Consider the following 24,049-nt stretch of genomic DNA (forward strand, 5'->3'; position numbering starts at 1 on the left):
GTTTCAACCGCGACACTTCCGCGCTTCCGTCGGCAAGGCGGGTTTGCGTTCTGGACTGGTCAACCGCCTCCCGTTAAATAGCCGTCCGAACGCCGCCGTCCACGCGGCCACCACCCTTTTTGCGGCCAAACCACCGGCCCGAAGCGAAGGAGTAGATTCGTGTCGCATGCAGAAGACCACGAAGGCACCCGGAGGGACTTCCTCTACTACGCCACGGCAGGGGCCGGCGCCGTCGTTGCGGGCGCTGCCATCTGGCCGCTGGCCAACCAGATGAACCCCTCCGCCGACGTGCGGGCGATGTCGACCATCCGGGTCGATGTCTCGGGCGTCAGCGAAGGCAGCCAGCTCACCGTGCAGTTCCTCGGCAAGCCGGTCTTCATCCGCCGCCGCACCGAGTCCGAGATCGAGGCGGCCCGCTCCGTCGACCTCGGCGACCTCGTCGACCCGATCGCGCGGAACGCCAACATCCAGGGCGACGTCCCCGCCACCGACGAGAACCGCGCCCTCGACGAAACAGGCGAATGGCTCGTCCAGATGGGCGTCTGCACCCACCTTGGCTGCGTGCCGATCGGCAACGCCGGCGACTTCCAGGCCGAAGACGGCGTGGGTGGCTGGTTCTGCCCCTGCCACGGTTCGCACTACGACACCGCAGGCCGCATCCGTCGCGGTCCCGCCCCCGAGAACCTGCCGATCCCGGCTGCCGAATTCGTGGACGAATCCACGATCCTGCTCGGATAAGGAGACGCGCCCATGTCCGGAATTCCGCACGATCATTACGAACCGTCGACGGGGGGCGAGAAGTGGCTGCACAAGCGGCTGCCGATCGTCGGCCTGCTCTACGACACCATCATGATCCCCACGCCCAAGAACCTGAACTGGATGTGGATCTGGGGCATCGTCCTGACCTTCTGCCTCGCGCTGCAGATCGTCACCGGCATCGTGCTGGTGATGCACTACACGCCGCATGTCGACATGGCCTTCGCCAGCGTCGAGCACATCATGCGCAACGTGAACGGCGGGCACATGCTCCGCTACCTGCACGCCAACGGCGCCTCGCTCTTCTTCGTGGCGGTCTACGCGCACATCTTCCGTGGCCTCTACTACGGCTCCTACAAGGCCCCGCGCGAGGTCACCTGGATCATCGGCATGCTGATCTACCTCGCCATGATGGCCACCGCCTTCATGGGCTACGTGCTGCCCTGGGGCCAGATGTCCTTCTGGGGCGCCACCGTGATCACAGGCCTCTTCGGCGCGATCCCCTTCATCGGTGAATCGATCCAGACCTGGCTGCTGGGCGGGCCCGCCGTGGACAACGCCACGCTGAACCGCTTCTTCTCGCTGCACTACCTCCTGCCCTTCGTCATTGCCGGGCTCGTGATCGTGCACATCTGGGCCTTCCACACCACCGGCAACAACAACCCCACCGGGGTCGAGGTGCGCCGCACCTCCAAGGCCGATGCCGCGAAGGACACCGTGCCCTTCTGGCCCTACTACGTGATCAAGGATCTCTTCGCCCTCGCGGTGATCATGATCATCTTCTTCGCGATCGTGGGCTTCATGCCGAACTACCTCGGCCACCCCGACAACTACATCGAGGCGAACCCCCTCTCGACGCCCGCGCACATCGTTCCGGAATGGTACTTCCTGCCCTTCTACGCGATCCTGCGCGCCTTCGACTCCGAGGTTTGGGTCGTCCAGATCGCCAGCTTCGTGACCGGCGGCATCGTCGACGCCAAGTTCTTCGGCGTGCTCGCCATGTTCGGCGCCATCGCCGTGCTGGCGCTGACGCCCTGGCTCGACACCTCCTCGGTGCGCTCGGGGCGCTACCGCCCCTCCTTCAAGTGGTGGTTCTGGCTCCTGGTCGTCGACTTCTTCGTCCTGATGTGGGGCGGCGCGATGCCGGCCGAAGGCATCTACCCCTACATCTCGCTGATGGGGGCGGCCTACTGGTTCGCCTACTTCCTGATCATCCTGCCGCTGCTCGGCGTGATCGAGAAACCGCTGCCCCAGCCCGCGACCATCGACGACGACTTCAAGGCCCACGCCGCCAAGACCGGCGGGACCAAGACCGTCGCAGATCCGACGCCGGCCGAGTAAGAGAAAGGACACTTTCGAAATGTTCAGGAAACTCGCCCTCTCGGCCGCAGCGGCCCTCGCTCTGACCACCGGCGGCGCCTATGCCGCCGGCGAAGGCGGCCACACCGAGGACTTCAGCTTCTCCTTCGAGGGGCCCTTCGGCACCTACGACCAGGCGCAGCTGCAGCGCGGCCTTCAGGTCTACACCGAGGTCTGCTCCGCATGCCACGGCCTCAAGTTCGTGCCCCTGCGCACGCTCTCGGCCGAGAACGGCCCCGGCATGCCCGAGGATCAGGTCCGCGCCTACGCGGCCCAGAACTACGAGGTCTTCGACCAGGAAGAGGATGATTACCGCGCGGCCCTGCCGACGGACCACTTCCCGGCCAACGACACGGTCGGTGCTCCGGACCTGTCGCTCATGGCGAAGGCCCGCGCCGGCTTCCACGGCCCCTACGGTCTCGGGCTCAACCAACTGTTCAACGGCATCGGCGGGCCCGAGCACATCGCCTCGATCCTGACCGGCTACACCGGCGAACAGCGCACGCAGGCAGGTACCACGCTGTACGAAAACCACGCCTTCGACGGTGGTTGGATCAGCATGGCGCCCCCGCTCTACGGCGATGACGTGACCTATGCCGACGGCACCGAGGCCACGATCGAGCAGGAGTCCAAGGACGTGGCCGCCTTCCTCATGTGGACCGCCGAGCCCAAGATGATGGCCCGCAAGCAGGCCGGTTTCGCCGGCGTGCTCTTCCTGACCGTGCTGTCGGTGCTGCTCTACCTCACCAACAAGCGCATCTGGAAGCCGATCAAGTACGGCAAGAAGGACTGATCCGGTCCCTCCCCGAATGCAGAAAGCCCCGCCAACCGGCGGGGCTTTTTCTTATCCCAGATAGGCTTTCAGCGCCGGTGGCGGATCGGCGAACAGCGCCCCGGTCTCCACCGGCGGCGCTGCCCGGCCCTCGGCCACCAGCACGCAGTGCCCCGCAAAGACCCGCGCATCCTGCGGCTCGTGCGACACCATCAGCACCAGCGCGCCAAGGCTCTCGGCCACCTCGCCCACCAGCGTCAGCATCTCGGCCTTGAGCGCCGGACCCAGCGCCGCGAAGGGCTCGTCCAGCAACATCACGGGCCGGTCCTGCAACAGCACCCGCGCCAGCGCCGCCCGCGCCTGCTGACCGCCCGAAAGCTGCCCGGGCCGCCGGTCTTCCATGCCCTGCAGCCCGACCCGCGCCAGCGCGCGCTCCAGCGCGCGGCGCTGCGCCGCGTCCAGCCGCCCGCCATCGGGGCGCAGCGCCAGCGACAGGTTGCGCGCCACGCTCAGGTGGGGAAACAGGTTGCCGTCCTGGAACAGCATCGACACGGGCCGGTCCTGCGGCGCAAGCGCGGTCAGGTCCCGCCCCTCCCAGCGCACCCGGCCCGCCTGCGGCGCGTAGAACCCCGCGATCACGTCGAGCAGCGTGGACTTCCCTGCCCCCGACGGGCCGATCACGGCCACGCGCGCGCCCGCCGCCAGCGACAGGTCCGCCTCCAGCGTGAACTCCCCCTGCACGACGCGCACACCCTCAAGCACCAGCATCCGCGCGCCCTCCCCTGTCGAATATCCAGAACAGCCCGAGGCTCAGCGCCAGCAGCAGCAGGGCCGCCCCCGCCGCCGCCTCCATCTGGTAGCTGCCCATGAGGCGATAGACCTGCAACGGCAGCGTTGCCCGGTCGGGATCGGCAAAAAGCGCGATCACGCCGAGATCCCCCATCGACAGCGCCGCCGTCAGCCCGGCGGCAAACCCCAGCGGCCGCCGCAGCCGCGGCAGCAAGACCAGCTGCAGCCAGGCCAGCCCCGTCAGCCCCAAAGTCGCGCTCAGCCGCGCATAGTCCCGCCGCACCGCCTCGGCCTCGGGCCGCAGGATGCGCAGCGCGAAGGGCAGCGCCATCAGCGCGTTCACCACGCCGGTCACCGGCAACGCCATGGAAAACGGGTTCACGAAGGGCCGCAGGATCAGGAACAGCCCCGTGCCCAGCACCAGTGGCGACAGCGCGATGGCTGCTAGGGCGAACAGCTCGCCCCGCTTCGTCGCCAGCGGCAGCGCCCAAGCCAGGCATAGCGCCGTCGATCCCAGCGCCACCACCAGCGAATGGCCCGCCGCCTCCCATGTGCCCGCGCCCATCAGCGCCAGCCCCGGCAACCCCCGCGCCACCACCATGCCCAGCGGCGTCAGCAGGAACAGCGCCGCCGCCGTGATCGCCACGCCATCGACCACGCGCGCCCCAAACGACCGCCCGTCCCAGCGCGGCACCACCCGGTCCAGCCCCGTGCCGAAGCCCTGCCCGCCGGACAGCCGCAACGCCACCAGCCCCGCCGCCAAGGCCACGGCAAGCTGGATCAGCGACAATAGCGCTGCCCGGCCAAGGTCGAACTCGAACCGCACCGACTGGTAGATCGCCAGCTCCACCGTCGTCGCCCGCGGCCCGCCGCCCAGCGTCAGCGCCACGGCAAAGGACGTGAGGCAAATCGTGAAGATCACCGCGAAGGCCCCCGGCGCGATCCGCCGCACCAGCGGCCAGTCCAGCGTCCGGATCACCGCCCAAGGCGACAGCCCAAGCGAGGCCGCCAGCCGGTAGCGCTCCGCCGGGATGGCGAGCCACCCCTGCAACAACAGCCGCGTCGCCAGCGGCAGGTTGAAGAAGACATGCGCCAGCACCACCCCGTGCAGCCCGTAAATGTCGATCCGCGGCCCGCCCAGCACCGCCAAGGCCCGGCTCACCACACCGTTCTGGCCGAATACCGCGATCAGCCCCAGCACCGCCACGATCACCGGCAGGATGAAGGGCGCGCCCAGCAGCGCGATCAGCGCCCCCCGCCCGGCAAAGCGCCGCCGCGCCAGCGCGCGCGCCACCGGCACCGCCAGCGCCACGCTGAACCCCGCCGACAGCAGCGCCTGCCACACCGTGAAGCGCAGCGCCGCCCATTCCGGCGCGCCCAGCGTGCCCAGCCCCCCGGCGCGCAGCAGGACCGCCGCCAGCGGCCCCGCCGTCAGCGCGGCAAGAAGAAGCGCAGCCCCTAGCGCGACAGCCCTTGCCGCCATGCCTCGATCGCCTCCTCCCGCAGCGCCGCCGCCTCGTCCTCATCGTAGAACAGGACCTTTTCGGGCAGCTCCAGCTGCTGGAACCCCTCGGGCCACTGGTCCCTGGGCAGCGCAGCCGGGATCGACCAGTTGCCCGTGGCGATCATCGACTGGAACTCCTCGCCCAGGATGAAGTCCATGAACCGGTCCGCCAGCTCCGGCTGGTCGGTCGAGGCCACCTTGGCCGCCAGCTCCACCATGAAATAATGCCCCTCGGGGAAGATCGCCGCCTTCTTGGTCTCATCCCCCTCGGCGATGATGTGGTAGGCGGGCGAGGTGGTGTAGCTCATCACCATGTCGGCCTCGCCGTCGGTGAACAGCCCGTAGCTCTCGGACCAGGCCTTGGTCACCGTCAGCACCTTCGGCGCGAGCTTGTCCCAGGCCGCCTCGGCCCCATCGCCGTAGATCGCCTGCACCCAAAGCACCATCGCCAGCCCCGAGATCGAGCTGCGCGGGTCCTGGATCACCAGCCGCAGGTCGTCCGGCGCCTCCAGCAGCGCGTCGAAGCTCTCGGGCGGGGTCTCCAGCCGCGTCTCGTCGTAGACAAAGGCCGTGTGCCCGTAGTTGAACGGCAGAAAGACCTCGTCCTCCCACGCGATCGGCAGCGTCAGCGCCGACAGGTCCACACCGTGCGGCGCGAACAGCCCGCTCTCGCGCGCCCGCTTTGTCACGTCGGTGTTCAGCCCGATCACCGCATCGGCCTCGGTCCGCTCGCCCTCCAGCAGGATCCGCGGCAGCAGGTCGCCCGGCTTGAACTGCAGATCGCAGCCGCAGTCGGCCTCGAACAGCTCCTCGATCTTCGGGCCGGGGCCCCATTCGGACACGAAGTAGTCCGGGGCATAGACGGTCAGGACAGGGGTCTGGGCCATCGCGCTGGTGGCCGTCAGAAGTCCCGCTGCAAATGTGAGGTTGCGCATCTCGCACTCCATATCTGCGGCGAGGGGCAGGATCAGGAGCCACGTTTGCATCACGCGTCCGCACCTTCCCTCCGCCGGTGTTAACCGGTTCAGGTTCAACGGGTTCGCTGATCGCATCTCAGCCTGCCGCCCATGTCGGGCGGTGCGGCACCCCGAGGTGGCGCCGACGCTAGGGGCCACGCCCCGGCGTTTCAAGCGAATTCGCTTGAGCGGTGCGCCCCCCTGCCCTAACAGGGCGCGCAAAGGAGCCAAGCCCATGAGCCTCAACAGTTTCGGCCACCTCTTCCGCGTCACCACCTGGGGGGAAAGCCACGGTCCCGCGCTCGGCGCGACCGTCGACGGCTGCCCGCCGAACGTGCCCGTGGACGAGGAGGCGCTGCAGCTCTGGCTCGACCGGCGCAAGCCGGGGCAGAACAAATACACCACCCAGCGGCGCGAAGCCGACGCGGTGCGCATCCTGTCTGGTGTCTTCGAGGGGCGCACCACCGGCACGCCGGTGCAGCTCATGATCGAGAACACCGACCAGCGCTCCAAGGACTACTCGGAAATCGCCGAGAAATTCCGCCCCGGCCACGCCGACATCACCTACTGGCAGAAGTACGGCATCCGCGACTATCGGGGCGGCGGCCGCTCCTCGGCGCGCGAAACCGCGGCGCGGGTGGCCGCGGGCGGTCTTGCCCGCGCGGCGCTGTCACAGCTTGCGCCGGGCCTCGCCGTACAGGGCAGCATGGTGCAGATGGGCCCCCGCGCGATCGACCGCGACAACTTCGATTCCGACCAGATCGGCCAGAACCCCTTCTGGTGTCCCGATGCCACGGCGGCGGCGGACTGGGCGGATTACCTCGACCAGCTGCGCAAGTCCGGGGACAGCGTCGGCGCGGTGATCGAGGTGCGCGCCTCGGGCGTGCCCGCAGGCCTCGGCGCGCCGATCTACGGCAAGCTCGACACCGATCTGGCCGCGGCGATGATGTCGATCAACGCGGTCAAGGGCGTCGAGATCGGCGAAGGCATGGCCGCCGCCGCGCTGCGTGGCTCCGAGAACGCGGACGAGATCACGATGGGCCCGGACGGGCACCCCGAATACAGCTCCAACCACGCGGGCGGCATTCTCGGCGGGATCTCGACGGGGCAGGAAATCGTCCTGCGCTTCGCGGTCAAGCCGACCTCCTCGATCCTGACCTCGCGCCGCACGATCACCAAGGCGGGCGAAGAGACCGAGATCGTCACCAAGGGCCGTCACGACCCCTGCGTCGGCATCCGGGCGGTTCCGGTGGGCGAGGCGATGATGGCCTGCGTCCTGCTCGATCACCTGCTGCTGCACCGCGGCCAGGTGGGCGACACCGGCGGTCGGATCGGCCCCGCCGACTGAGCGCGCACCCCCCTCCACGCCCGCCGCGGACAAACCGGAGGATGCGTCCGCAGCCCGGGCAAGGTGAACATTCCCCTCGGACAAGATCGTGGGGAAGCTTATTTCCCTCCGCTCTTGGCCAGGGAGGCGGTCGAGACCGCATTTGCCAGGGCGTTCCGCCCGCTCACCAGCGTAGCTCGATCCCGCCATTTGTTTCCGCAGCTGCTCTGCCCGCGTCACGGCTCGCTCCCGTAGCTGGAAGCCGGGCCATGCCTCAGAACTCCGTCCAGATCCCCGCCTGGTTGCCGCCGGCTGCTTGGGCCGGCGCGCTGCGCTTGGCCGGGGCCGGGGCCGGGGAAGAGGGCTCCGGCGGCTCGAAGCTGGCCAGATCCGCCTTGACCGGCCGCGCTGCGACTTCATCCACGATCGAGGGATCGTAGCCCGACGACGGCATTGGATCGTTGGCAGGTGCCGCAGTCACGTCCGAGGACCCCGCGTGCCCTACCCCCTCGAACTGTGCCAGCAGTTCAGCCAAGCGTTCGGCCTCGGCACTGAGCTGGCTGCTCGAGGTGCTGGTCTCGCTCACCATGGCCGCGTTCTGCTGGGTCACCTTGTCGAGTTCGGCAACCCCCACATTGATTTCCTTGATGCCCGCCGCCTGTTCCTTGGCCGAGCTGGCGATGTTCGCCACGAGGTCCGACACCTCGGTCACGCTCTGGACGATCTGGGTCAGCGTGGCGCCGGTCTCGGAGACCAGCATTTCGCCATCCTTCACCTGCTGCGAACTGTTGGAAACCAGCGTCTTGATCTCGCGCGCGGATTCCGAGGCACGTTGCGCCAGCGAGCGAACCTCCGAGGCGACCACCGAGAAGCCCTTGCCGCTTTCGCCGGCGCGCGCCGCCTCGACACCCGCGTTGAGCGCCAGGAGGTTGGTCTGGAAGGCGATGTCGTCGATTACCGAGATGATCTGGGTGATCTGCTCCGAGCTCTGCGCTATGGAGCCCATGGCCGCCAGAGCCCGCTCCATGACCTTGCCGCCCTCCTCGGCCTTGCGACGTCCCTCGACGACGCGCCGGTCGGCGTGGTCGGCGCGTTCCGCGGCCGAATGCACACTGGAGGACAGTTCCTCCAGCGCCGCGGCGGATTCCTCGAGCGTCGCGGCCTGAACCTCGGCCCTTCGGGACATGTCGTCGGACATCGACGACAGATCCTTGGAGCTGCGTTCCACGATTCCCGCGCTGTCGCGCATGGTGGCGACGAGTTCGCCGAGATCCTCGGCCAGCTTGTTGTAGTCCTCGCAGAGCCGGATGTAGGTCGCGCCCATGTCCTGCCATTTGCCGGTGTCGATCCGCCGGTTCAGCTTGCCCTGCGAGAGCACCTGCATCGCTTCGCCCAACTCGTCGAAGAGCTTCGACCGGCGCTCGTTCATGTGGCGCTCGGTTTCCGCCGCCTCGTCGGCAGCGCGCAGTTTGCCGCGCAGCGCGTCGAGGTTGGTTGCGATGTCGCCGATCTCGTCCTTGCGGTGCGTGCCCTTGATCTGCGTGTCGTAATCGCTGTCGGCGATCCGCTCGACCGCGCTGGCCGCCTCGCGCACCGGGCTCGACAGCAGCTTGCCGAAAACCAGCGCCATGATCAGGGCCACGGTGACCACGATCCCGTTGGCGACGAGCAGCATGACGGGGCCCTGCCTGGCGGTCGCCTCGGCCTGTTCCGCGATGGCATCGACCTCGGCGAGCATGTCGTCCTGGAAGGCGTTCACGCCTTCGCGCAATTCCGCCATGAGCGGGACAATCTGGTTGTAGGCAAAGACCTTGCGCTCGAAAAGGGGCAGCGTGGCAAGCTGATCGGTGCGGGCCTGAAGCTCCTCGACCAGCGGCAGGAAGCCCAGAAGCGCCTCGGCCAGTTGCGGCTTGCTCGAATCGGCCTCGCGCGTGTCACTGAAGACGTCAGGTGCGCTGGACAGGTCGCGGTAGTTTTCCTCCAGGTTCCCGCGCAGCCCCTCGATCCTCTCGTCGTCACCCAGCACGAAACCGTAGAGATCGCCGATCCCCTGCTCCACGTCCTCCTTGATGAAGTTCAGAAGGTCGTTCTGCTCAAAGGCGTCGTGGGTCCGGCTGAGACTGTGGCTCAACGAGCTGGTGACCGTCCAGGCAATCGCCGACACCACGAGCAGGGTCGCGATGAAGGCCGAAGCCAGGAAAAGGATCTGAGTTCGAATCGAAAACCTGCTCATGTCGGTCCGTCCAATTGCCTTGCGCAGCGCGCGTCAGGCGCAATGGATACGGACAAGGCGTTAATGTCGCCTTGTCGCGAACAGCGTTTTCCGACTGGCAGAACTGCTACTTCCGGTCGAAACGGGCCAGTTGCACGGCGAGGATGCCGCCCGCGATCACGGCCACGCCCAGGATATCGCGCGCGCCCAGCGCCTCGCCCAGAACCAGCGCGGCGATGGCCACGCCCAGGAAGGGATTGAGGAAATGGAAGGTCGCCGCGCGCACAGCGCCGATGCGGTTGACCAGCCAGAACCAGGCGACGGTCGCCAGAAGCCCCGGCACCAGCGTGGTGTAGAGGAAGGCCAGCACCAATTCACCCGACCAGTCGATCACGAAACGCTCGAAGCCCAGCGACACCGGCAGCAGCACCGCGCTGCCCACCAGCATCTGCAGGCCCACCACCATCAGGAACTTTCCGCCCGAGATCGCGCCCCGCACCGAGAGCGTCGCCGCGGTCAGCGCCAGCACGCCGCCCATGCAGAGCGCGATGCCCGGCCCCATCCCGGCGCCGCCAAGCCGGGCGCCCATGATGATCGCGACGCCGGCAAAGCCCGCCACGAGCCCCGCGAGGCCCAGCGGGCGGATCTTCTCGCCCAGCATCAGCCAGCTTGCCAGGGCCACCATCAAGGGCATGGTTGAGGCGATGATCGCCGCGAGCGAGGCCTCGATCGTCTGCATCGCGACGAAATTGAGCCCAAGGTAAAGCGCGTTCTGACAGACCCCGAAGATCACGGTGGCGCGCCATTGCGCCCGCGTCAGCCGCCAGCTCTGGCCCATGAGCCGCGCCAGTGCCACCGCGATCAGCCCTGAAAGCAGGAACCGCAGGCCGAGTGCCAGCAACGGCGGAGCGGCCGCCACGATGATACGGGCCGAGGTGAAGGCCGAGGACCACATCGCCGCAAAGGCCAGTCCCATGAACAGAGCGCGCAGATCCATGCCGTCTGTCTACGTGTGCGGGAGCGGAGCGGAAAGGGCAGATCCCCGCCCAGCCTCGCGCGCCGCGAGACAGCCGGATTGCCCCCTCGAACCACGCTCGCTATAGGCCCGCGACGACATTTTTTCCGGAGATATCATGCGCCTGCTACCCCTTGCCCTCGCCGCCACCCTCGCGCCGCTCGCCGTTTCGGCCCAATCTCTCGTCGACGCCGGCGACCCCGACCGCCTGGTCGAGCTTCTGCACGAGGGGGGCTACGTGGCCGAGCGCACCATCGACGGCGTGGGCGATCCGATGATCGACGTGACGCTGCCCGGTACCAGCTTCGAGGTCTATTTCTACGACTGCACCGACGGGAGCGATTGTCTGACCCTGCAGTTCAGCTCTGGCTACGACCTGCCCGACGGCATGTCGCTGGAGCGCGTCAACGAGTGGAACCGCGACAAGCGCTACGCCACGGTCCACCTCGACGAAGAGGACGACCCCTTCCTGCAGATGGACCTCAACATCGACTACGGCGTGACCGAGGAGAACTTCAGCGACAACGTCACCCTCTACGTCCGTCTGCTCGAGGACTTCGAGGACGAGATCGACTGGTAAGACCAAAAAAGCCCCGCCTGCACGCAGACGGGGCCAGTCGGGTCCCGTCGGGAAAACCCCGGGACCTCGGCGGTAACCTGTTACCTGTTGTCAGAAAATTTTCAGCCCGCAGTGTCCATCTCGGACCGGATTTGCTGGCGCAGCACGTCGATGGGGACAGTCTTGCCGTCGCGGCGGATGCACCAGTAGGTCCAGCCGTTGCAGGACGGTGCCCCCTCGAGCGCGGCGCCCACCTGGTGGATCGAGCCATTCACCCCGTCAGCCACCAGCGTGCCATCGGCGCGCACCTTGGCCGCGGCCTTGCCGTTCACCGAGACCAGCGTCTCGCCCGGGCGCAGCATGCCGCGTTCGACCAGCTGGCCGAAGGGCACGCGCGGCGCGGCGCGCTTGGACTGGCTCACCTGAAGCGCGGAACGATCGTAGGCGCGGATGTCCTTCATGCGGCGCTCGGCCACCTCGATGTAGCCCGCGTCCCGCTCGATCCCGATCCAGTCACGGCCCAGCATCTTGGCTACGGCGCCGGTCGTGCCGGTGCCGAAGAAGGGGTCAAGCACCACGTCGCCGGGGTTCGTCGCGCCCACCAGAACCCGGTGCAGCAGGCCCAGCGGCTTCTGCGTCGGGTGTGCCTTGTCGCCGTTGGCATCCTTCAGCCGCTCGCCGCCGTTGCAGATCGGCAGGACCCAGTCCGACCGCATCTGGATGCCGTCATTGAGCGACTTCAGCGCCTCGTAGTTGAAGGTGTAGCGCGCACCCTCGGACTTCGACGCCCAGATCATGGTCTCGTGCGCGTTGGTGAACCGCTTGCCCCGGAAGTTCGGCATCGGGTTCGACTTGCGCCAAACCACGTCGTTGAGGATCCAGTAGCCCTCGTCCTGCAGCGCGGCGCCCACACGGAAGATGTTGTGGTAGGAGCCGATCACCCAGATCGCCCCGTTGGGCTTGAGGATGCGGCGCGCCTGCTTGAGCCAGGCCCGCGTGAAGGCGTCGTATGTCTCGAAGCTGGCGAAGCGGTCCCACTCGTCGTCCACCGCGTCCACGCGGGAGTTGTCGGGACGGTGAAGATCGCCCCGAAGCTGAAGGTTGTAGGGCGGATCCGCGAAAATGAGATCCACGCTGGCTTCGGGCATCCCCGCCATGATCTCGATGCAGTCGCCCTGCAGAATCTCGTTGCGTGGGAGCACCGCCGCTTCCTTAACCTTGGTCATTGCTGTCTCTGCCTCTTGTACCCGGCGCTTCGCGCTCGTTGGTTTATTGAGGGCAAGATGAGTCAAAGCCGATTCGGCGTCAATTTATTTTTCTGAATCAAGGACTTACAGAATTCTCTTGGCACAATATCTTGTGTACCGGAGCGAAGGACCGTCTATGGTGTGGGGTCACACCAAGATCTCGGAGGGCATTAATGTGACACCTCGTGGGATAGCCCATGTTGGTCTCCCAGCCGTATCCCGGGCACTCCTCCGCCAGCCGCGCCATGAGAGCGTCGCGGTGCGTCTTGGCGATGATCGAGGCCGCCGCGATGGAAAAGGACACGCCATCGCCGCCCACCACCGCCGTGCCCGAGCAGGGCATCGGATCGAACAGGTTGCGCCCGTCGATCAGCAGACGGTCGGGATCGCAGGGCAGCGCCTCGACCGCGCGGCGCATGGCCAGCAGGCTCGCCTGCAGGATGTTGATCCGGTCGATCTCCTCGACGCTGGCCATTCCGATGCCGATCTCCGCGCAGGCGCGCAGCTCCTCGGTCAGCACCACGCGCCGCTTCGCCGTCAGCTTCTTTGAGTCGTCCAGCCCCTCGGGCCAGCAGGCGGGGTCCAGTACCACCGCCGCCGCCACCACGGGGCCCGCCAGCGGGCCCCGCCCGACCTCGTCGACCCCGGCCACGCATTGCGCGCCCTCGGCCCAGAGGCCGCGTTCCAGATCCAGTCCGATTGCCATGACCCCCTCAAAGCGCAGCCGGCCATGGCACGCAAGAGGTCACATCGCGCTCAGGAGGGCACGAAGAACCGCGGCTTGAAAAGCTGCAGCGCGATGGCCCCCACGCCGGTCAGCGCAAGCAGCAGCAGCAGGATCCAGCCCAGCACCGGGATCAATCCCAGCAGCCCCACCGCCAGCGCACCCACTGCCGCCGACAGCGCCCGATCGGCCAGGTCATGGGGCTCGTGCCGCCCCGCCCGGCGCAACAGCCCCACGCCCAGCGCATAGGCGCCGACAAGATAGCCCGCGATGCCCGACAGCACCGAGATCAGAATCGCCGCCGGCAGCAGCAACAGCCCGATCAGCGTCAGCGACACGAGGATGCCGCCACCCACCAGCACCGACTGGGCCAGGAACCCGGCCAGCACCGCGCGGCCGGGCTGCGCCAGCACCGTCCTGCGCAGGCGTGCCATGGTCTCGGGCATCAGCGCCGCGGCGATCGCGCTCGCCACGGTCACAAGCAGCACGCCCATCAGGAACGACCCCACCATGCCGCCAAGGCTGACCGGGGCGTAGTCGCCGAAATCGCCGAAATCGTCGTCCCAGTCGTCGGCCTCGCGCCGCTCGATCCGGTCCTCGGGCACGACCGTCTCGGGTACCACCAGTGTGCCCGGCTCCTCTTCGTAGAGGATCAGATTGCCCTGCACGCTCGCCGAGGGGCCGAAACTCACCTCGCGCGCGGTCAGAACCGCGTCGCCCCCGACCATGCCGTCCCAGTCCACGAACTCGCCCGCGATGACAGCCGTACCCGTAACGGGCGCCCCCAGGGCGATTTCCGATCCGAAAAGCCGCAGGTCGCCGCCCACCTCGCCGGCGACGCTGACCTCCTGCCCCGCCAGCGTCGCATCGCCGGCGACCGCACCGCGCAGATCGACCGTCTGCCCCATCGCGTAGAGATCGCTGCCGATCCCGCCCTCCAGCGTGAGCCAGCGACCCGCCACGTGCGCGCTGCCGGTGACATCGCCGGTGACGCTCACCCGCTCCCCGGCAAGGAAAAGATCATCCCGCCCGGCCGCGTCCACCTCCTGCACCCGCGCGGCACGGTAGAGATCCGTGCCCACCGCGAACTCCGCAGTATCCCCCTCCTGGGCCTGCACCGCGCCTGCGGCGAGAACCAGGGCAACCCAAAGACCGCGCCACATGGCGATTCCCCCTGTGCTCCGACGCGGCGGAGTGTACAGCCACCGAGGCTCGCGCGAATTGCCCTATGTCAAATCGCCCAATAGGCGAGCGCGATCACCGCCTCTTCCGGCCCCAGCCCGCTGCGAAGCGCCAGCGCATCCAGCGCCCGGCGCTCCTCGGGGGCGAGTTGCAGCAAGATCGGCCGGGCAGTCCCGCGCCCGCGCCCGGCAAGCTGATCGGGCGCCTCGCGCAGGGCGGCCACCACCGCCCCGCGCAGCAGAAAGGCCAGCGGCCGATGATCGGCACTGCGCGCGACCAGCCCGCGGCGCAGGTCCTCGGGCAGCCGGATCGTCAGGGCTTTGCGGGCATCTCGGCGGCTCATGAGGCAGATCCCGGTCTTTTGCGGCCCCGGCGTCATGTCAGGACCCTGCCGGGCTTGCAACGGCGCCCCGGGGCCTTAGAAGCGCCGGACGCAACCGGAGGCCCCCTGATGACCCATGACCTGATCTTCGTCTACGGCACGCTGCTGACCAGCGCCGAGCACGACATGGGCCACCGCCTGCGCGACGGCGCCTCGCTCGTCGGGCGCGGCTCGATCCCGGCGCGGCTCTACATCATCGACGATCCCGACATGCCCGGCCAGAACCGCTACCCCGGCGCCCTGCCCTCGCCGCTGCCCGCCGACCGCGTGCACGGCGAGCTCTACCGCATGCACAGTCCCGCCGACCTGCTGCCCGCCTTCGACGCCTACGAGGCCTGCTCCCCCGACTGGGACGAGCCGCACGAATTCATGCGCCGCACCGTCGAGGTTTCCCTCGAGGACGGCGCTCTCGTGACGGCCCTGTGCTACCTCTACAGCTGGGACGTCTCCACGGCCACGCACGTCGCCTCCGGTCGGTTCACCGACGTCGCGCCCCAGGTGCGCTGAAGGACGTCCCCGGGCCGTCCGGGGAACCTTCCAGCGCTGGAAGCGTGTTCCCTCCCTGAACACCGATCGTTCCGGAGGTCCGACATGCCGCTCGACGACACCAAGAAGACCGCCACTCTCTACAGGATGGTCATGCCCGACCATCTCTGCCCCTTCGGTCTCAAGACCAAGGCCCTGCTCGAACGCGAAGGCTACGAGGTCGACGACCACTGGCTCGAGACCAAGGACGAAAAGGACGGCTTCATGGAGAAGCACGGGGTGAAGACCACCCCGCAGGTCTGGATCGCCGACGACCGCATCGGCGGCTACGAAGAGGTGCGCGCCCATTTCGGCAAGCGGGTGAAGGGCGGCGACGAAACCACCTACCAGCCGGTGCTCGCGATCTTTGCCGTGGGCGCCCTGATGGCGCTGGCGGTCAGCTGGGCAGCCTTCGGAACGGTTTTCACGATCCGCACGATCGAATGGTTCCTCGCGATCTCGATGACGCTTCTCGGGCTGCAAAAACTGCAGGACGTCGAGAGCTTCTCGACCATGTTCCTCAACTACGACCTGCTTGCGCAGCGCTGGGTCCGATACGGCAAAATCTACCCCTTCGCCGAGACGCTGGCCGGCGTGCTGATGATCGCGGGCGCGCTTGTCTGGATCTCGGCGCCGATCGCGCTCTTCATCGGCACGGTGGGCGCAATCTCGGTCTTCAAGGCCGTCTACATCGACAAGCGAGAGCTGAAATGCGCCTGCGTCGGCGGCGGCAGCAACGTGCCGCTCGGCTTCATCTCGCTGACCGAGAACCTGATGATGATCCTCATGGGCCTCTGGATGCCGGCAAAGGCCCTGCTGATGTAGGCGGTTCGGCACCGAAACGTGACTTCGCCGCCCGTCGCAACACTTGCAGAGGGGCGCTCGGGCCGCATAGCGTCCGGCGCCATGAGAGCTGCGCTTCTCCCGATCCTGCGCGCCATCTGCGTGGCGCTGCTGCTGCCCCTGTCTGCCGGGGCTCAGCCGTCCCATCACGGAGGCGCGCAGCATCCTTGCGTGGCCTCCGTCACCGCAGAGCTTGAGCCGATCACGGCCAACGCGGGCTCTCGCATGGACGCATCGCAACCATGTGACACCCGGCAGGATCCCGGGCATGCCGGATGGCATTGCCCCGTCGCCGGTTGCGCCGCGATCCATACCTCGGCCCCGGAATCCTCTGCCCCGCAAGGATCGGTGGACGCCGTGTTCCCCGCGCCCTTCCCCGATGCGCTCCTGCCCCGGCGGGCCGAGGAACGGCATCGCCCTCCGGACGCGTGAGGTCCGCGCAAGCTGCGCCGAACCTCACCCAGAATGCCGCGCGGGTCAGTGCCCCGCGCAAGGCAAACCCATCCGGAGACATCATGAAACTCTTCACCCTATCCACGGCCCTGATCCTCGCCGCCGGCGCCGCCCTCGCGGCCGGCTCCGATGATCACAGCCATGCCTCCCCCCATGCCGAAATGCCGGCCGGCCAGCCGGGTGACCCGGCGCAGGTCGACCGGACGATCCACATCCGCATGATCGAAACCGATGGCGGCATGGCCTACGAGCCCTCCTCGCTCGACATCGAAACCGGCGAGACGGTTCGCCTCGACGTCGTGAACGACGGCGCCCTCGACCACGAGCTCGTCCTCGGTACGGAAGGCAGCAACCGCGCGCATATGGCCGAAATGGCGGACATGCCCGACATGGCCCATGACGACCCCAACGCGCTGCGGCTCGCCCCGGGCGAAACCGGCCAGATCGTCTGGACCTTCGACACCGAGGGCACATTCCAGTTCGCCTGCCTGATCCCGGGCCACATGGAGGCCGGCATGCACGGCCCCGTTCACGTCCACTGAATTTTGCGGTGCCACCGCGCCGAGGGCCATTTGCCCCGGCGCGGCAGGCACGAGGAGACACACACGATGAAACAAGCCCACATGACCCGCCGCGCGATGCTCGCCGGCACCGCCGCCCTTGGCCTCACCGCATTCCTGCCCCTGCGCGGACGGGCCGCGGCGCCCGCCATCCACGTCCTCAAGGATCCCAACTGCGGCTGCTGCTCGGCTTGGGTCGAAATCCTCGAACGGGACGGCTTCGACGTCACGGTCGAGCTCTCGCGCGGCGCCGCGCTCAGCCGCTACAAGATCGACAACGGAATCCCGGTGCAGATGGCCTCCTGCCACACGGCCCGGATCGACGGCTACATGATCGAAGGCCACGTGCCCGTCGCCGACATCCGCCGCCTGCTGAACGACCGCCCCGATGCCGTGGGTCTCGCCGTGCCCGGCATGCCCTACGGCTCGCCCGGGATGGGGCCGGAAACCCGGCGTGAGGCCTACGAGGTCCACCTCATCCTGCAAGACGGCAGCACCGAAGTCTTCACCAGCTACGACGCGGCCTGAAAGGCACCCCGTCGGGGCGGACGCGCCCCGACGTTCGCCATCGGCCCCCGAAACGAATAGGCCCCGACCAAGCGGGGCCTAGCGATCCTTGACGGAGCGGCCCAAGGGCGGCTCCTGCGCTCGTCCAACTCGACATCGGTCGACCTCCCCACGCGATCACGGCAACCCCGCCTGCGCGCGAGACGGTCGGATAGCTCTCCGCCCGTTCACATGGGGATTTTCCTTGCGCTGCCTAGGCTTGCCCTCGTTCAATACCGCGAAGCCAACCACAAGGCTCCGGTCGCCTCGCCGGCTGCCTCTCAGGTCGCCGTCTTCCCTTGCAGGCATGTCCCCCGAGCCCGGAAGTGCGCGGGGCAGGAGGCGCGCGATGAACCACACCTTCATCTTCATCTTCATCTTGATGTATCTTCTGACCGGTGCAACTTCGGTGGACCCACTGGAGGAGTTCCGGCACCGTCCGGCCCGGCTCGCGATCCAGCGGATATTCGTCGCGGTGATTGCGTGGTTGCCGATCAAGCTCATCAGGGCACGCGAGGATCGCAGAGCCGTCGGAGACCTGGGCAAGTATCTGCTCGGCTACGGTGTGCTCGTGGCCATCCCCTACCTCTTCTACTGAGCATAGGACCGTTGCGCCCGGGGGTACGGCGCACGGCACGGGACACCGGTCAAAGGCGCCATCGCCGCCGCCACCTCATGTCCGGGGACGGATCGGCCTTCCCCGAACGCAAAAAGGCCCCGCTTGCGCGGGGCCTTTCCGTATCTCCGGCAGGATCTGCCGATGATTACATCATGCCGCCCATGTCGGGCATGCCGCCACCTGCGGGTGCGCCGCCATCCTTCTGGGGAAGGTCGGCAACCATGGCTTCGGTGGTGACCAGCAGGCCTGCGACCGAGGCTGCGTCTTCCAGCGCGGTGCGGACAACCTTGGCCGGGTCGATCACGCCGAACTTGAACATGTCGCCATATTCGTCGGTCTGCGCGTTGTAGCCGAACTTGACGTCCGAGCTTTCGCGGATCTTGCCTGCCACGACCGAGCCGTCGACGCCGGCGTTCTCGGCGATCTGGCGCAGCGGAGCTTCCAGCGCGCGGCGCACGATGGCGATACCCGCGTTCTGGTCGCTGTTGGCGCCGGTGACGCCCTCGAGTGCCTTGGCACCCTGCACCAGCGACACGCCGCCGCCGACCACGATGCCTTCCTGAACGGCGGCACGGGTTGCGTTGAGCGCGTCATCGACGCGGTCCTTGCGCTCTTTCACTTCCACTTCGGTCATGCCGCCGACGCGGATCACGGCCACGCCGCCTGCGAGCTTGGCAACACGCTCCTGCAGCTTCTCGCGGTCGTAGTCCGAGGTAGTCTCCTCGATCTGGCCGCGGATCTGGCTGACGCGTGCCTCGATCTCATCCTTGTCGCCTGCGCCGTCGACGATGGTGGTCTCATCCTTGGAGATGTTCACCGTCTTGGCCGAGCCGAGCATGTCCATGGTGACATTCTCGAGCTTCATGCCGAGATCTTCCGAGATCACCTGGCCGCCGGTCAGGATCGCGATGTCCTGCAGCATGGCCTTGCGGCGATCGCCGAAGCCCGGTGCCTTGACGGCTGCGATCTTCAGGCCGCCGCGCAGCTTGTTCACCACGAGGGTGGCCAGCGCTTCGCCTTCGACGTCCTCGGCAATGATCAGCAGCGGCTTCTGCGACTGGATCACCTGCTCGAGCAGCGGAACCATCGGCTGCAGCGAGGAGAGCTTCTTCTCGTGCAGCAGGATGAGGCAGTCGTCCAGCTCGGCAACCATCTTCTCGGAGTTGGTCACGAAGTAGGGCGACAGGTAGCCGCGGTCGAACTGCATGCCTTCGACGACCTCGACCTCGGTCTCCATGCCCTTGTTCTCTTCGACGGTGATGACACCCTCGTTGCCGACCTTCTGCATCGCGTTCGCGATCATGGTGCCGATCGACTCTTCGCCGTTGGCGGAGATGGTGCCGACCTGTGCGACCTCGTCGGAGTTCTCGACCTTGCGGGACTGCGAGCGGATGTGCTCGACGACCTTCGCGGTTGCGAGATCGATGCCGCGCTTGAGATCCATCGGGTTCATGCCGGCGGCAACCGACTTGAAGCCGTCCTTGACGATGGCCTGGGCCAGGACCGTCGCGGTGGTGGTGCCGTCACCGGCTTCGTCGTTGGTGCGGGAAGCGACTTCCTTCACCATCTGTGCGCCCATGTTCTCGAACTTGTCTTCCAGTTCGATTTCCTTGGCGACAGAGACACCGTCCTTGGTGATGCGGGGCGCGCCGAAGCTCTTGTCCAGCACCACGTTGCGGCCCTTGGGACCCAGCGTGACCTTCACGGCATCGGCGAGGATGTTGACGCCGCGCACCATGCGCGACCGGGCGTCGGTATCGAACTTGACGTCTTTTGCCATTGAAGCGTTCTCCTGAATATCTTGTTTCGTCTTGCGTCTCGGGTGCGCTCACGCACCCGCAGGATCACAGGGCCGCTCAGGCGGCCTTGGCTTCGGCGGCATCCGCGATGATGCCGAGGATGTCCGATTCCTTCATGATCAGCAGGTCTTCACCGTCGATCTGGACCTCGGTGCCCGACCACTTGCCGAACAGGACCTTGTCGCCCTCTTTCACGGCCATGGCGATCAGTTCGCCGTTGTCCTTGCGGGCGCCTTCACCGCAGGCGACCACGAGGCCTTCGGCAGGCTTTTCCTTGGCGCTGTCGGGAATGATCAGACCACCCTTGGTCTTGTCATCGCTTTCCACACGGCGGACGAGCACGCGGTCATGAAGCGGTTTGAATGCCATCTTCGAGTCTCTCCTAGCTCAAAGTTTCTCCCTACCCCCCGCCGAGCGGGAGGCGTTATCACTCCGTCGAGGCGAGTGCTAACAGGCCGGATTTAGGCAGGTGATGCGGCGCTGTCAACACGGCCTCGTGAAAATTTCATCCGGGCCGGAACCCGGCTGGCCGGCGCCGCACTGCAGCGCCTTCCGTGGCCTTTCTGCGCAAGATGTCGTGGTCCGACCTCACGCTCGCAACCCCTTGACCGGGAAACATATTCCCTTGACAAGAACACACCCCGAACAGGAGCGCGCATGATCCGGACCCTGCTTGCCTGCCTTGCCCTCGCCGGCCTTGCCACGATGGCGCAGGCCGCCTGCGAGGGTCGCGACCTGCGTTCCACGCTCACCGCCACCGAACGGCAGACGCTCGCCGTCGCGGTCGCGGCCACGCCCTACCCGGCGGGAAACCGCTGGCGCGCCACCCGCGGCGGTGACGTGATCGAGATCCTTGGCACCGTGCATCTCGACGACCCGCGCCTGGCCGGACCCGCCGCGCGGCTGCGCCCGCTGGTCCGCGACGCGGGCCTTGTCCTGCTCGAGATGACGGAAACCGAGCGCGCGGATCTCATGCGCGCCATGCAGTCCGACCCCACACTGCTGGTGCTCGACGACACCACTCTGCCCGAGCTCATGGAAGAGGACGACTGGCAGCGCCTGTCCGACGCCGCCCGCGCCCGCGGCCTGCCACCCTTCATGGTCGCGCGCTTCCGGCCGTGGTACGTGGCGATGCTGCTGTCCTTCCCGCCCTGCCTGAAAGCCGAGCTCGCCGAACAGAACGGCTTCGACGCGCAGATCGAGTCCATGGCCCGCGAGGCCGGCACGCCCCTGCGCGCGCTCGAGCCCTACGACACCGCCTTCCGCGCCTTCGACCGCGTGCCGCGCGCGGCGCAGCTCGACATGATGCTGACCTCGCTGACCGATGCCGGCACCTCCGAGGACCAGCTCGCCACGCTGCTGGCCGCCTACTTCGACGAGGACCACGCCGCCGGCTGGATCGTGAACGAGATCCTCGCGCCCCGCACCGGCGTGCTCGAGGGCGAGGCCGCCGAGGCCGCCTTCGCCACCCTGACCGAGGCCCTGCTCGACGCCCGCAACCGCGCCTGGATCCCCCGCATCGAAGAGGCCGCCGCCGCAACCGACGCCCCCGTCCTCGCCGCCTTCGGCGCCGCCCACCTGCACGGCGAGGCGGGCGTTCTGAATCTGCTGGACGAGGCCGGCTGGACGCTGGAACGGCAGAGGTTCTGAGCCCCAACCGCAAGACGCGCAACATATCCCCTCCCCCTGCCCGAGGCAGGGTCAGGGAGGGGGTCACCTTTACAGAGACCGACACCCGCCACCTGCCCAACAGGTCCCCTCTCCCCTCGGGGGAGAGGGTTAGGGTGAGGGGCGGAGGCAGATCGGCGAGAAGCCCTGACGATCAGCGCAACACATCCCCTCCCCCGGCCAGGGGGAGGGCTAGGGAGGGGGTAGACCCCGGGACACCTCTCAGGCGGCCAATCCGCGCCCCTTCAGAAGCGCCTCCACCCCGGGCATCTTCCCGCGGAATTTCAGGTAAAGATCCTCCGCCTCCTCGGAGCCGCCGCGCGACAGGATGAAGCCCTCCAGCTTCTTCGCGACCTCCGGATCGAAGGCCCCGCCCGCCTCCTCGAAAGCGGCAAAGGCGTCGGCATCCATCACCTCGGACCACATGTAGCTGTAGTAGCCCGAGCTGTAGCCGTCCCCGGCAAAGACGTGGGCGAAATGCGGCGTCGCGTGCCGCATGGCGATCGCCCGCGGCATGCCGATCCCCTCGAGGATCTCGGCCTGCTTCTGCATCGGATCGGCCGGGGCAGTCCCTGAGTGGAACTCCAGATCCACCAGCGCCGAGGCCACGTATTCCACCGTCTGGAAGCCCATGTCGAAGGTCGCCGCAGCCAGAACCTTGTTCAGCAGCGCCTCGGGCATCGCCTCGCCGGTCTCGGCGTGGGTGGCGAACTCCGCCAGCACCTCCGGCACCTCCAGCCAGTGCTCGTAAAGCTGGCTCGGCAGCTCCACGAAGTCCCGCGCCACGCTGGTCCCCGCGACCGACCCGAACTCCACGTCCGACAGAAGCTGGTGCAGCGCGTGCCCGAACTCGTGGAACAACGTCCGCGCGTCATCGTAGCTCAGCAGCGCCGGTTTCCCGGCCGACGGCTTGGCAAAGTTGCAGACGTTCACGACAATCGGCGTGCGCGGCTCGGGCCGCTTCGCCTGCATCCGGAAAGCCGAACACCAGGCCCCCGACCGCTTCGACGACCGCGCGAAGTAGTCCCCGATGAAGACGCCCAGGTGCTCGCCGTTCCGCGTCACCTCCCAGGCGCGGCAATCGGGGTGATAGAGCGGCACGTCCAACTCCCGCGCCTCGATCCCGAACAGCCGGTTGGCGCAGGCAAAGGCGGCCTCGATCATCCGGTCGAGCTGCAGGTAGGGCTTCAGCTCGGATTCATCGAGGTCATGCAGCCTCTGCCGCCGCTTCTCGGCGTAGTAGCGCCAGTCCCAGGGCTCCAGCGGCCCCGCGATCCCGTCGGCGCGCAGCATCTCCTCCATCTCGGCGGCATCCGCCTCGGCCTGCGCCCTCGCCGGCCCCCAGACCGCCATCAGAAGGTCGCGCACCCTGTCAGGCGTGCCCGCCATCTCGGGTTCGAGCTTGTAATGCGCGAAATCGGGGTAGCCGAGCAGGTTGGCCCGCGTCTCTCGCAGCTTCAGGATCTCGGCGGCGATACCCCGGTTGTCCGTCTCGCCGCCGTTGGCGCCACGGCTCGTCCAGGCGCGCCAGGCCTTTTCGCGCAGGTCGCGCCGGGGCGAGAACTGCAGGAAGGGCACGATCAGCGACCGCGACAGGGTGATGACCGGCGCTTCCTCGCCCGCCGCTTCACCGGCGGCGCGCGCGTTGTCCACGGCGAACTGCGGCAGGCCTTCGAGGTCGGCCTCCGCCAGCACCATGGACCAGCCGCTTTCGTCCTTGAGCAGGTTCTGCGTGAACTCGGTCCCGAGCACGGCGAGGCGCGACTTAACCTCCTTCATCCGTTCCGCATCGTCGCCCTCGAGCGCCGCACCGGCACGGACAAAGCCGCGATGCGTGAGATACAGCAGCCGCTGCTCCGCCTCGCTCAGGTCAAGATCCGCGCGCGCATTCCAGACCGCCTGCACACGCTCATACAAGGCCTTGTTGGCATAGATGGCCGAGCTGTGCGCGGCGAGCTTGGGCGAGAACTCCCGCTGCAGCGCCTGCCGCGCGTCGTTGCTGTCGCTGCCCGCGAGGTTGAAGAAGACGCCCAGCACGCGGTCAAGCTGCCTGCCCGCGCCTTCCAGCGCCAGGATGGTGTTCTCGAAGGTCGGCGGCTCGGGGTTGTCCGCGATCGCCGCGATCTCGGCCTCATGCGCGGTCAGCGCCTCCTCGAAGGCGGGCGCGAAATCGGCGTCGGAGAACTCGGCGAAGGGCGGCAGCTCGAATTCCGTGGTCCAGTCTGCCAGAAGCGGGTTGGTCATGCGGCTCT

At 67.6% G+C, this 24,049-nt stretch carries 24 protein-coding genes and 1 riboswitch; of the genes, 12 read left to right on the plus strand and 12 right to left on the minus strand.

Annotation, left to right across the window (positions count from 1 at the left end):
• The first annotated feature begins 159 nt into the window (after nt 1–159).
• From petA to C8N44_RS15740, 3 genes are read left to right on the plus strand one after another with little or no spacing between them, the layout of a single operon-like run.
• Nucleotides 160–738 (plus strand): ubiquinol-cytochrome c reductase iron-sulfur subunit, encoded by a 579-nt coding sequence (gene petA, locus C8N44_RS15730; protein ID WP_107977732.1) that lies wholly within the window; start codon nt 160–162, stop codon nt 736–738.
• A 12-nt stretch (nt 739–750) separates the two neighbouring features.
• Complete coding sequence (petB, locus tag C8N44_RS15735) at nt 751–2,097, plus strand: cytochrome b (protein WP_107977733.1); 1,347 nt, start codon at nt 751–753, stop codon at nt 2,095–2,097.
• 19 nt (nt 2,098–2,116) lie between these two features.
• On the plus strand, nt 2,117–2,908 hold the full coding sequence (locus tag C8N44_RS15740; RefSeq protein ID WP_107977734.1) for a cytochrome c1: 792 nt from the start codon (nt 2,117–2,119) through the stop codon (nt 2,906–2,908).
• A 51-nt stretch (nt 2,909–2,959) separates the two neighbouring features.
• On the opposite strand, the gene C8N44_RS15745 is transcribed toward C8N44_RS15740, so the two are convergent.
• The 3 genes from C8N44_RS15745 to C8N44_RS15755 are packed head-to-tail and all read right to left on the minus strand — an operon-like array spanning nt 2,960 to nt 6,115.
• A complete protein-coding gene (locus C8N44_RS15745; protein WP_107977735.1) occupies nt 2,960–3,655 on the minus strand; it encodes a thiamine ABC transporter ATP-binding protein in 696 nt (231 codons plus the stop codon).
• Nucleotides 3,642–5,159: a thiamine/thiamine pyrophosphate ABC transporter permease ThiP gene (locus C8N44_RS15750; RefSeq protein WP_107977736.1), complete on the minus strand. Its 1,518-nt coding sequence runs from the start codon at nt 5,157–5,159 to the stop codon at nt 3,642–3,644. Before C8N44_RS15750 ends, C8N44_RS15745 begins: the two co-directional genes overlap by 14 nt.
• Nucleotides 5,135–6,115, minus strand: a complete 981-nt coding sequence (locus tag C8N44_RS15755; RefSeq protein WP_107977795.1) for a thiamine ABC transporter substrate-binding protein — start codon at nt 6,113–6,115, stop codon at nt 5,135–5,137. The genes C8N44_RS15750 and C8N44_RS15755 overlap by 25 nt, the downstream gene beginning before the upstream one ends.
• A 49-nt stretch (nt 6,116–6,164) precedes the next feature.
• Nucleotides 6,165–6,280, minus strand: a riboswitch (TPP riboswitch).
• Between the two features lie 91 nt (nt 6,281–6,371).
• Here C8N44_RS15755 and aroC point away from each other — a divergent pair.
• Nucleotides 6,372–7,484, plus strand: coding sequence for a chorismate synthase (gene aroC / locus C8N44_RS15760; protein WP_107977737.1), 1,113 nt, complete (start codon nt 6,372–6,374; stop codon nt 7,482–7,484).
• Nucleotides 7,485–7,737: 253 nt separating this feature from the next.
• On the opposite strand, the gene C8N44_RS15765 is transcribed toward aroC, so the two are convergent.
• Both C8N44_RS15765 and C8N44_RS15770 read right to left on the minus strand, forming a co-directional pair.
• Entirely contained in the window at nt 7,738–9,696 is a 1,959-nt protein-coding gene (locus C8N44_RS15765) for a methyl-accepting chemotaxis protein (RefSeq protein WP_107977738.1), read from the minus strand.
• A 106-nt stretch (nt 9,697–9,802) separates the two neighbouring features.
• Nucleotides 9,803–10,672 carry a DMT family transporter gene (locus tag C8N44_RS15770; RefSeq protein ID WP_107977739.1) on the minus strand — a complete coding sequence of 290 codons (870 nt, stop codon included), beginning with the start codon at nt 10,670–10,672 and terminating at the stop codon, nt 9,803–9,805.
• Between the two features lie 136 nt (nt 10,673–10,808).
• Here C8N44_RS15770 and C8N44_RS15775 point away from each other — a divergent pair, with 136 nt between their 5' ends.
• Nucleotides 10,809–11,270 (plus strand): YbjN domain-containing protein, encoded by a 462-nt coding sequence (locus C8N44_RS15775; protein ID WP_107977740.1) that lies wholly within the window; start codon nt 10,809–10,811, stop codon nt 11,268–11,270.
• 101 nt (nt 11,271–11,371) lie between these two features.
• Here the strand turns inward: C8N44_RS15775 and C8N44_RS15780 are convergent, their stop codons facing one another.
• The 4 genes from C8N44_RS15780 to C8N44_RS23425 form a co-directional block, all read right to left on the minus strand.
• The gene (locus C8N44_RS15780; RefSeq protein ID WP_107977741.1) at nt 11,372–12,475 is read right to left on the minus strand and encodes a site-specific DNA-methyltransferase; all 1,104 of its coding nucleotides are present in this window, start codon (nt 12,473–12,475) and stop codon (nt 11,372–11,374) included.
• Between the two features lie 97 nt (nt 12,476–12,572).
• Entirely contained in the window at nt 12,573–13,202 is a 630-nt protein-coding gene (locus C8N44_RS15785; protein WP_107977742.1) for a ribonuclease HII, read from the minus strand.
• A 50-nt stretch (nt 13,203–13,252) separates the two neighbouring features.
• Nucleotides 13,253–14,383 carry a DUF8173 domain-containing protein gene (locus C8N44_RS15790; protein ID WP_107977743.1) on the minus strand — a complete coding sequence of 377 codons (1,131 nt, stop codon included), beginning with the start codon at nt 14,381–14,383 and terminating at the stop codon, nt 13,253–13,255.
• A gap of 68 nt (nt 14,384–14,451) precedes the next feature.
• On the minus strand, nt 14,452–14,745 hold the full coding sequence (locus C8N44_RS23425; RefSeq protein ID WP_158274070.1) for a hypothetical protein: 294 nt from the start codon (nt 14,743–14,745) through the stop codon (nt 14,452–14,454).
• Nucleotides 14,746–14,853: 108 nt separating this feature from the next.
• On the opposite strand from C8N44_RS23425, the gene C8N44_RS23430 reads away from it, so the two are divergent.
• From C8N44_RS23430 to C8N44_RS15815, 6 genes are all read left to right on the plus strand, one after another.
• Entirely contained in the window at nt 14,854–15,291 is a 438-nt protein-coding gene (locus tag C8N44_RS23430; protein WP_158274071.1) for a gamma-glutamylcyclotransferase family protein, read from the plus strand.
• 84 nt (nt 15,292–15,375) lie between these two features.
• The gene (locus tag C8N44_RS15800; RefSeq protein ID WP_107977745.1) at nt 15,376–16,134 is read left to right on the plus strand and encodes a glutaredoxin family protein; all 759 of its coding nucleotides are present in this window, start codon (nt 15,376–15,378) and stop codon (nt 16,132–16,134) included.
• A gap of 81 nt (nt 16,135–16,215) precedes the next feature.
• Entirely contained in the window at nt 16,216–16,584 is a 369-nt protein-coding gene (locus C8N44_RS23160) for a hypothetical protein (protein ID WP_146178852.1), read from the plus strand.
• Nucleotides 16,585–16,667: 83 nt separating this feature from the next.
• Nucleotides 16,668–17,147, plus strand: a complete 480-nt coding sequence (locus tag C8N44_RS15805; RefSeq protein WP_107977746.1) for a cupredoxin domain-containing protein — start codon at nt 16,668–16,670, stop codon at nt 17,145–17,147.
• Between the two features lie 66 nt (nt 17,148–17,213).
• Complete coding sequence (locus C8N44_RS15810) at nt 17,214–17,693, plus strand: DUF411 domain-containing protein (protein WP_107977747.1); 480 nt, start codon at nt 17,214–17,216, stop codon at nt 17,691–17,693.
• A gap of 367 nt (nt 17,694–18,060) precedes the next feature.
• A complete protein-coding gene (locus C8N44_RS15815) occupies nt 18,061–18,309 on the plus strand; it encodes a hypothetical protein (RefSeq protein ID WP_107977748.1) in 249 nt (82 codons plus the stop codon).
• A gap of 166 nt (nt 18,310–18,475) precedes the next feature.
• Here the strand turns inward: C8N44_RS15815 and groL are convergent, their stop codons facing one another.
• Both groL and groES read right to left on the minus strand, forming a co-directional pair.
• Nucleotides 18,476–20,110 carry a chaperonin GroEL gene (gene groL, locus C8N44_RS15820; protein ID WP_107977749.1) on the minus strand — a complete coding sequence of 545 codons (1,635 nt, stop codon included), beginning with the start codon at nt 20,108–20,110 and terminating at the stop codon, nt 18,476–18,478.
• A gap of 76 nt (nt 20,111–20,186) precedes the next feature.
• Nucleotides 20,187–20,498: a co-chaperone GroES gene (gene groES, locus C8N44_RS15825; RefSeq protein ID WP_107977750.1), complete on the minus strand. Its 312-nt coding sequence runs from the start codon at nt 20,496–20,498 to the stop codon at nt 20,187–20,189.
• Nucleotides 20,499–20,786: 288 nt separating this feature from the next.
• On the opposite strand from groES, the gene C8N44_RS15830 reads away from it, so the two are divergent.
• The gene (locus C8N44_RS15830) at nt 20,787–21,779 is read left to right on the plus strand and encodes a TraB/GumN family protein (protein WP_107977751.1); all 993 of its coding nucleotides are present in this window, start codon (nt 20,787–20,789) and stop codon (nt 21,777–21,779) included.
• A gap of 240 nt (nt 21,780–22,019) precedes the next feature.
• On the opposite strand, the gene C8N44_RS15835 is transcribed toward C8N44_RS15830, so the two are convergent.
• Nucleotides 22,020–24,041, minus strand: a complete 2,022-nt coding sequence (locus C8N44_RS15835) for a M3 family metallopeptidase (protein WP_107977752.1) — start codon at nt 24,039–24,041, stop codon at nt 22,020–22,022.
• Nucleotides 24,042–24,049: the final 8 nt, after the last annotated feature.

It is taken from the genome of Allosediminivita pacifica (assembly GCF_003054175.1).
In the GTDB taxonomy this organism is placed as follows: domain Bacteria; phylum Pseudomonadota; class Alphaproteobacteria; order Rhodobacterales; family Rhodobacteraceae; genus Allosediminivita; species Allosediminivita pacifica.

What these genes read in the sequence shown, in the direction of transcription:
- petB (WP_107977733.1), top strand. Translation starts at nt 751, where the DNA reads ATGTCCGGAATTCCGCACGATCATTACGAACCGTCGACGGGGGGCGAG.
- C8N44_RS15740 (WP_107977734.1), top strand. Translation starts at nt 2,117, where the DNA reads ATGTTCAGGAAACTCGCCCTCTCGGCCGCAGCGGCCCTCGCTCTGACC.
- C8N44_RS15745 (WP_107977735.1), bottom strand. Translation starts at nt 3,655, where the DNA reads ATGCTGGTGCTTGAGGGTGTGCGCGTCGTGCAGGGGGAGTTCACGCTG.
- C8N44_RS15750 (WP_107977736.1), bottom strand. Translation starts at nt 5,159, where the DNA reads ATGGCGGCAAGGGCTGTCGCGCTAGGGGCTGCGCTTCTTCTTGCCGCG.
- C8N44_RS15755 (WP_107977795.1), bottom strand. Translation starts at nt 6,115, where the DNA reads ATGCGCAACCTCACATTTGCAGCGGGACTTCTGACGGCCACCAGCGCG.
- aroC (WP_107977737.1), top strand. Translation starts at nt 6,372, where the DNA reads ATGAGCCTCAACAGTTTCGGCCACCTCTTCCGCGTCACCACCTGGGGG.
- C8N44_RS15765 (WP_107977738.1), bottom strand. Translation starts at nt 9,696, where the DNA reads ATGAGCAGGTTTTCGATTCGAACTCAGATCCTTTTCCTGGCTTCGGCC.
- C8N44_RS15770 (WP_107977739.1), bottom strand. Translation starts at nt 10,672, where the DNA reads ATGGATCTGCGCGCTCTGTTCATGGGACTGGCCTTTGCGGCGATGTGG.
- C8N44_RS15775 (WP_107977740.1), top strand. Translation starts at nt 10,809, where the DNA reads ATGCGCCTGCTACCCCTTGCCCTCGCCGCCACCCTCGCGCCGCTCGCC.
- C8N44_RS15780 (WP_107977741.1), bottom strand. Translation starts at nt 12,475, where the DNA reads ATGACCAAGGTTAAGGAAGCGGCGGTGCTCCCACGCAACGAGATTCTG.
- C8N44_RS15785 (WP_107977742.1), bottom strand. Translation starts at nt 13,202, where the DNA reads ATGGCAATCGGACTGGATCTGGAACGCGGCCTCTGGGCCGAGGGCGCG.
- C8N44_RS15790 (WP_107977743.1), bottom strand. Translation starts at nt 14,383, where the DNA reads ATGTGGCGCGGTCTTTGGGTTGCCCTGGTTCTCGCCGCAGGCGCGGTG.
- C8N44_RS23425 (WP_158274070.1), bottom strand. Translation starts at nt 14,745, where the DNA reads ATGAGCCGCCGAGATGCCCGCAAAGCCCTGACGATCCGGCTGCCCGAG.
- C8N44_RS23430 (WP_158274071.1), top strand. Translation starts at nt 14,854, where the DNA reads ATGACCCATGACCTGATCTTCGTCTACGGCACGCTGCTGACCAGCGCC.
- C8N44_RS15800 (WP_107977745.1), top strand. Translation starts at nt 15,376, where the DNA reads ATGCCGCTCGACGACACCAAGAAGACCGCCACTCTCTACAGGATGGTC.
- C8N44_RS23160 (WP_146178852.1), top strand. Translation starts at nt 16,216, where the DNA reads ATGAGAGCTGCGCTTCTCCCGATCCTGCGCGCCATCTGCGTGGCGCTG.
- C8N44_RS15805 (WP_107977746.1), top strand. Translation starts at nt 16,668, where the DNA reads ATGAAACTCTTCACCCTATCCACGGCCCTGATCCTCGCCGCCGGCGCC.
- C8N44_RS15810 (WP_107977747.1), top strand. Translation starts at nt 17,214, where the DNA reads ATGAAACAAGCCCACATGACCCGCCGCGCGATGCTCGCCGGCACCGCC.
- C8N44_RS15815 (WP_107977748.1), top strand. Translation starts at nt 18,061, where the DNA reads ATGAACCACACCTTCATCTTCATCTTCATCTTGATGTATCTTCTGACC.
- groL (WP_107977749.1), bottom strand. Translation starts at nt 20,110, where the DNA reads ATGGCAAAAGACGTCAAGTTCGATACCGACGCCCGGTCGCGCATGGTG.
- groES (WP_107977750.1), bottom strand. Translation starts at nt 20,498, where the DNA reads ATGGCATTCAAACCGCTTCATGACCGCGTGCTCGTCCGCCGTGTGGAA.
- C8N44_RS15830 (WP_107977751.1), top strand. Translation starts at nt 20,787, where the DNA reads ATGATCCGGACCCTGCTTGCCTGCCTTGCCCTCGCCGGCCTTGCCACG.
- C8N44_RS15835 (WP_107977752.1), bottom strand. Translation starts at nt 24,041, where the DNA reads ATGACCAACCCGCTTCTGGCAGACTGGACCACGGAATTCGAGCTGCCG.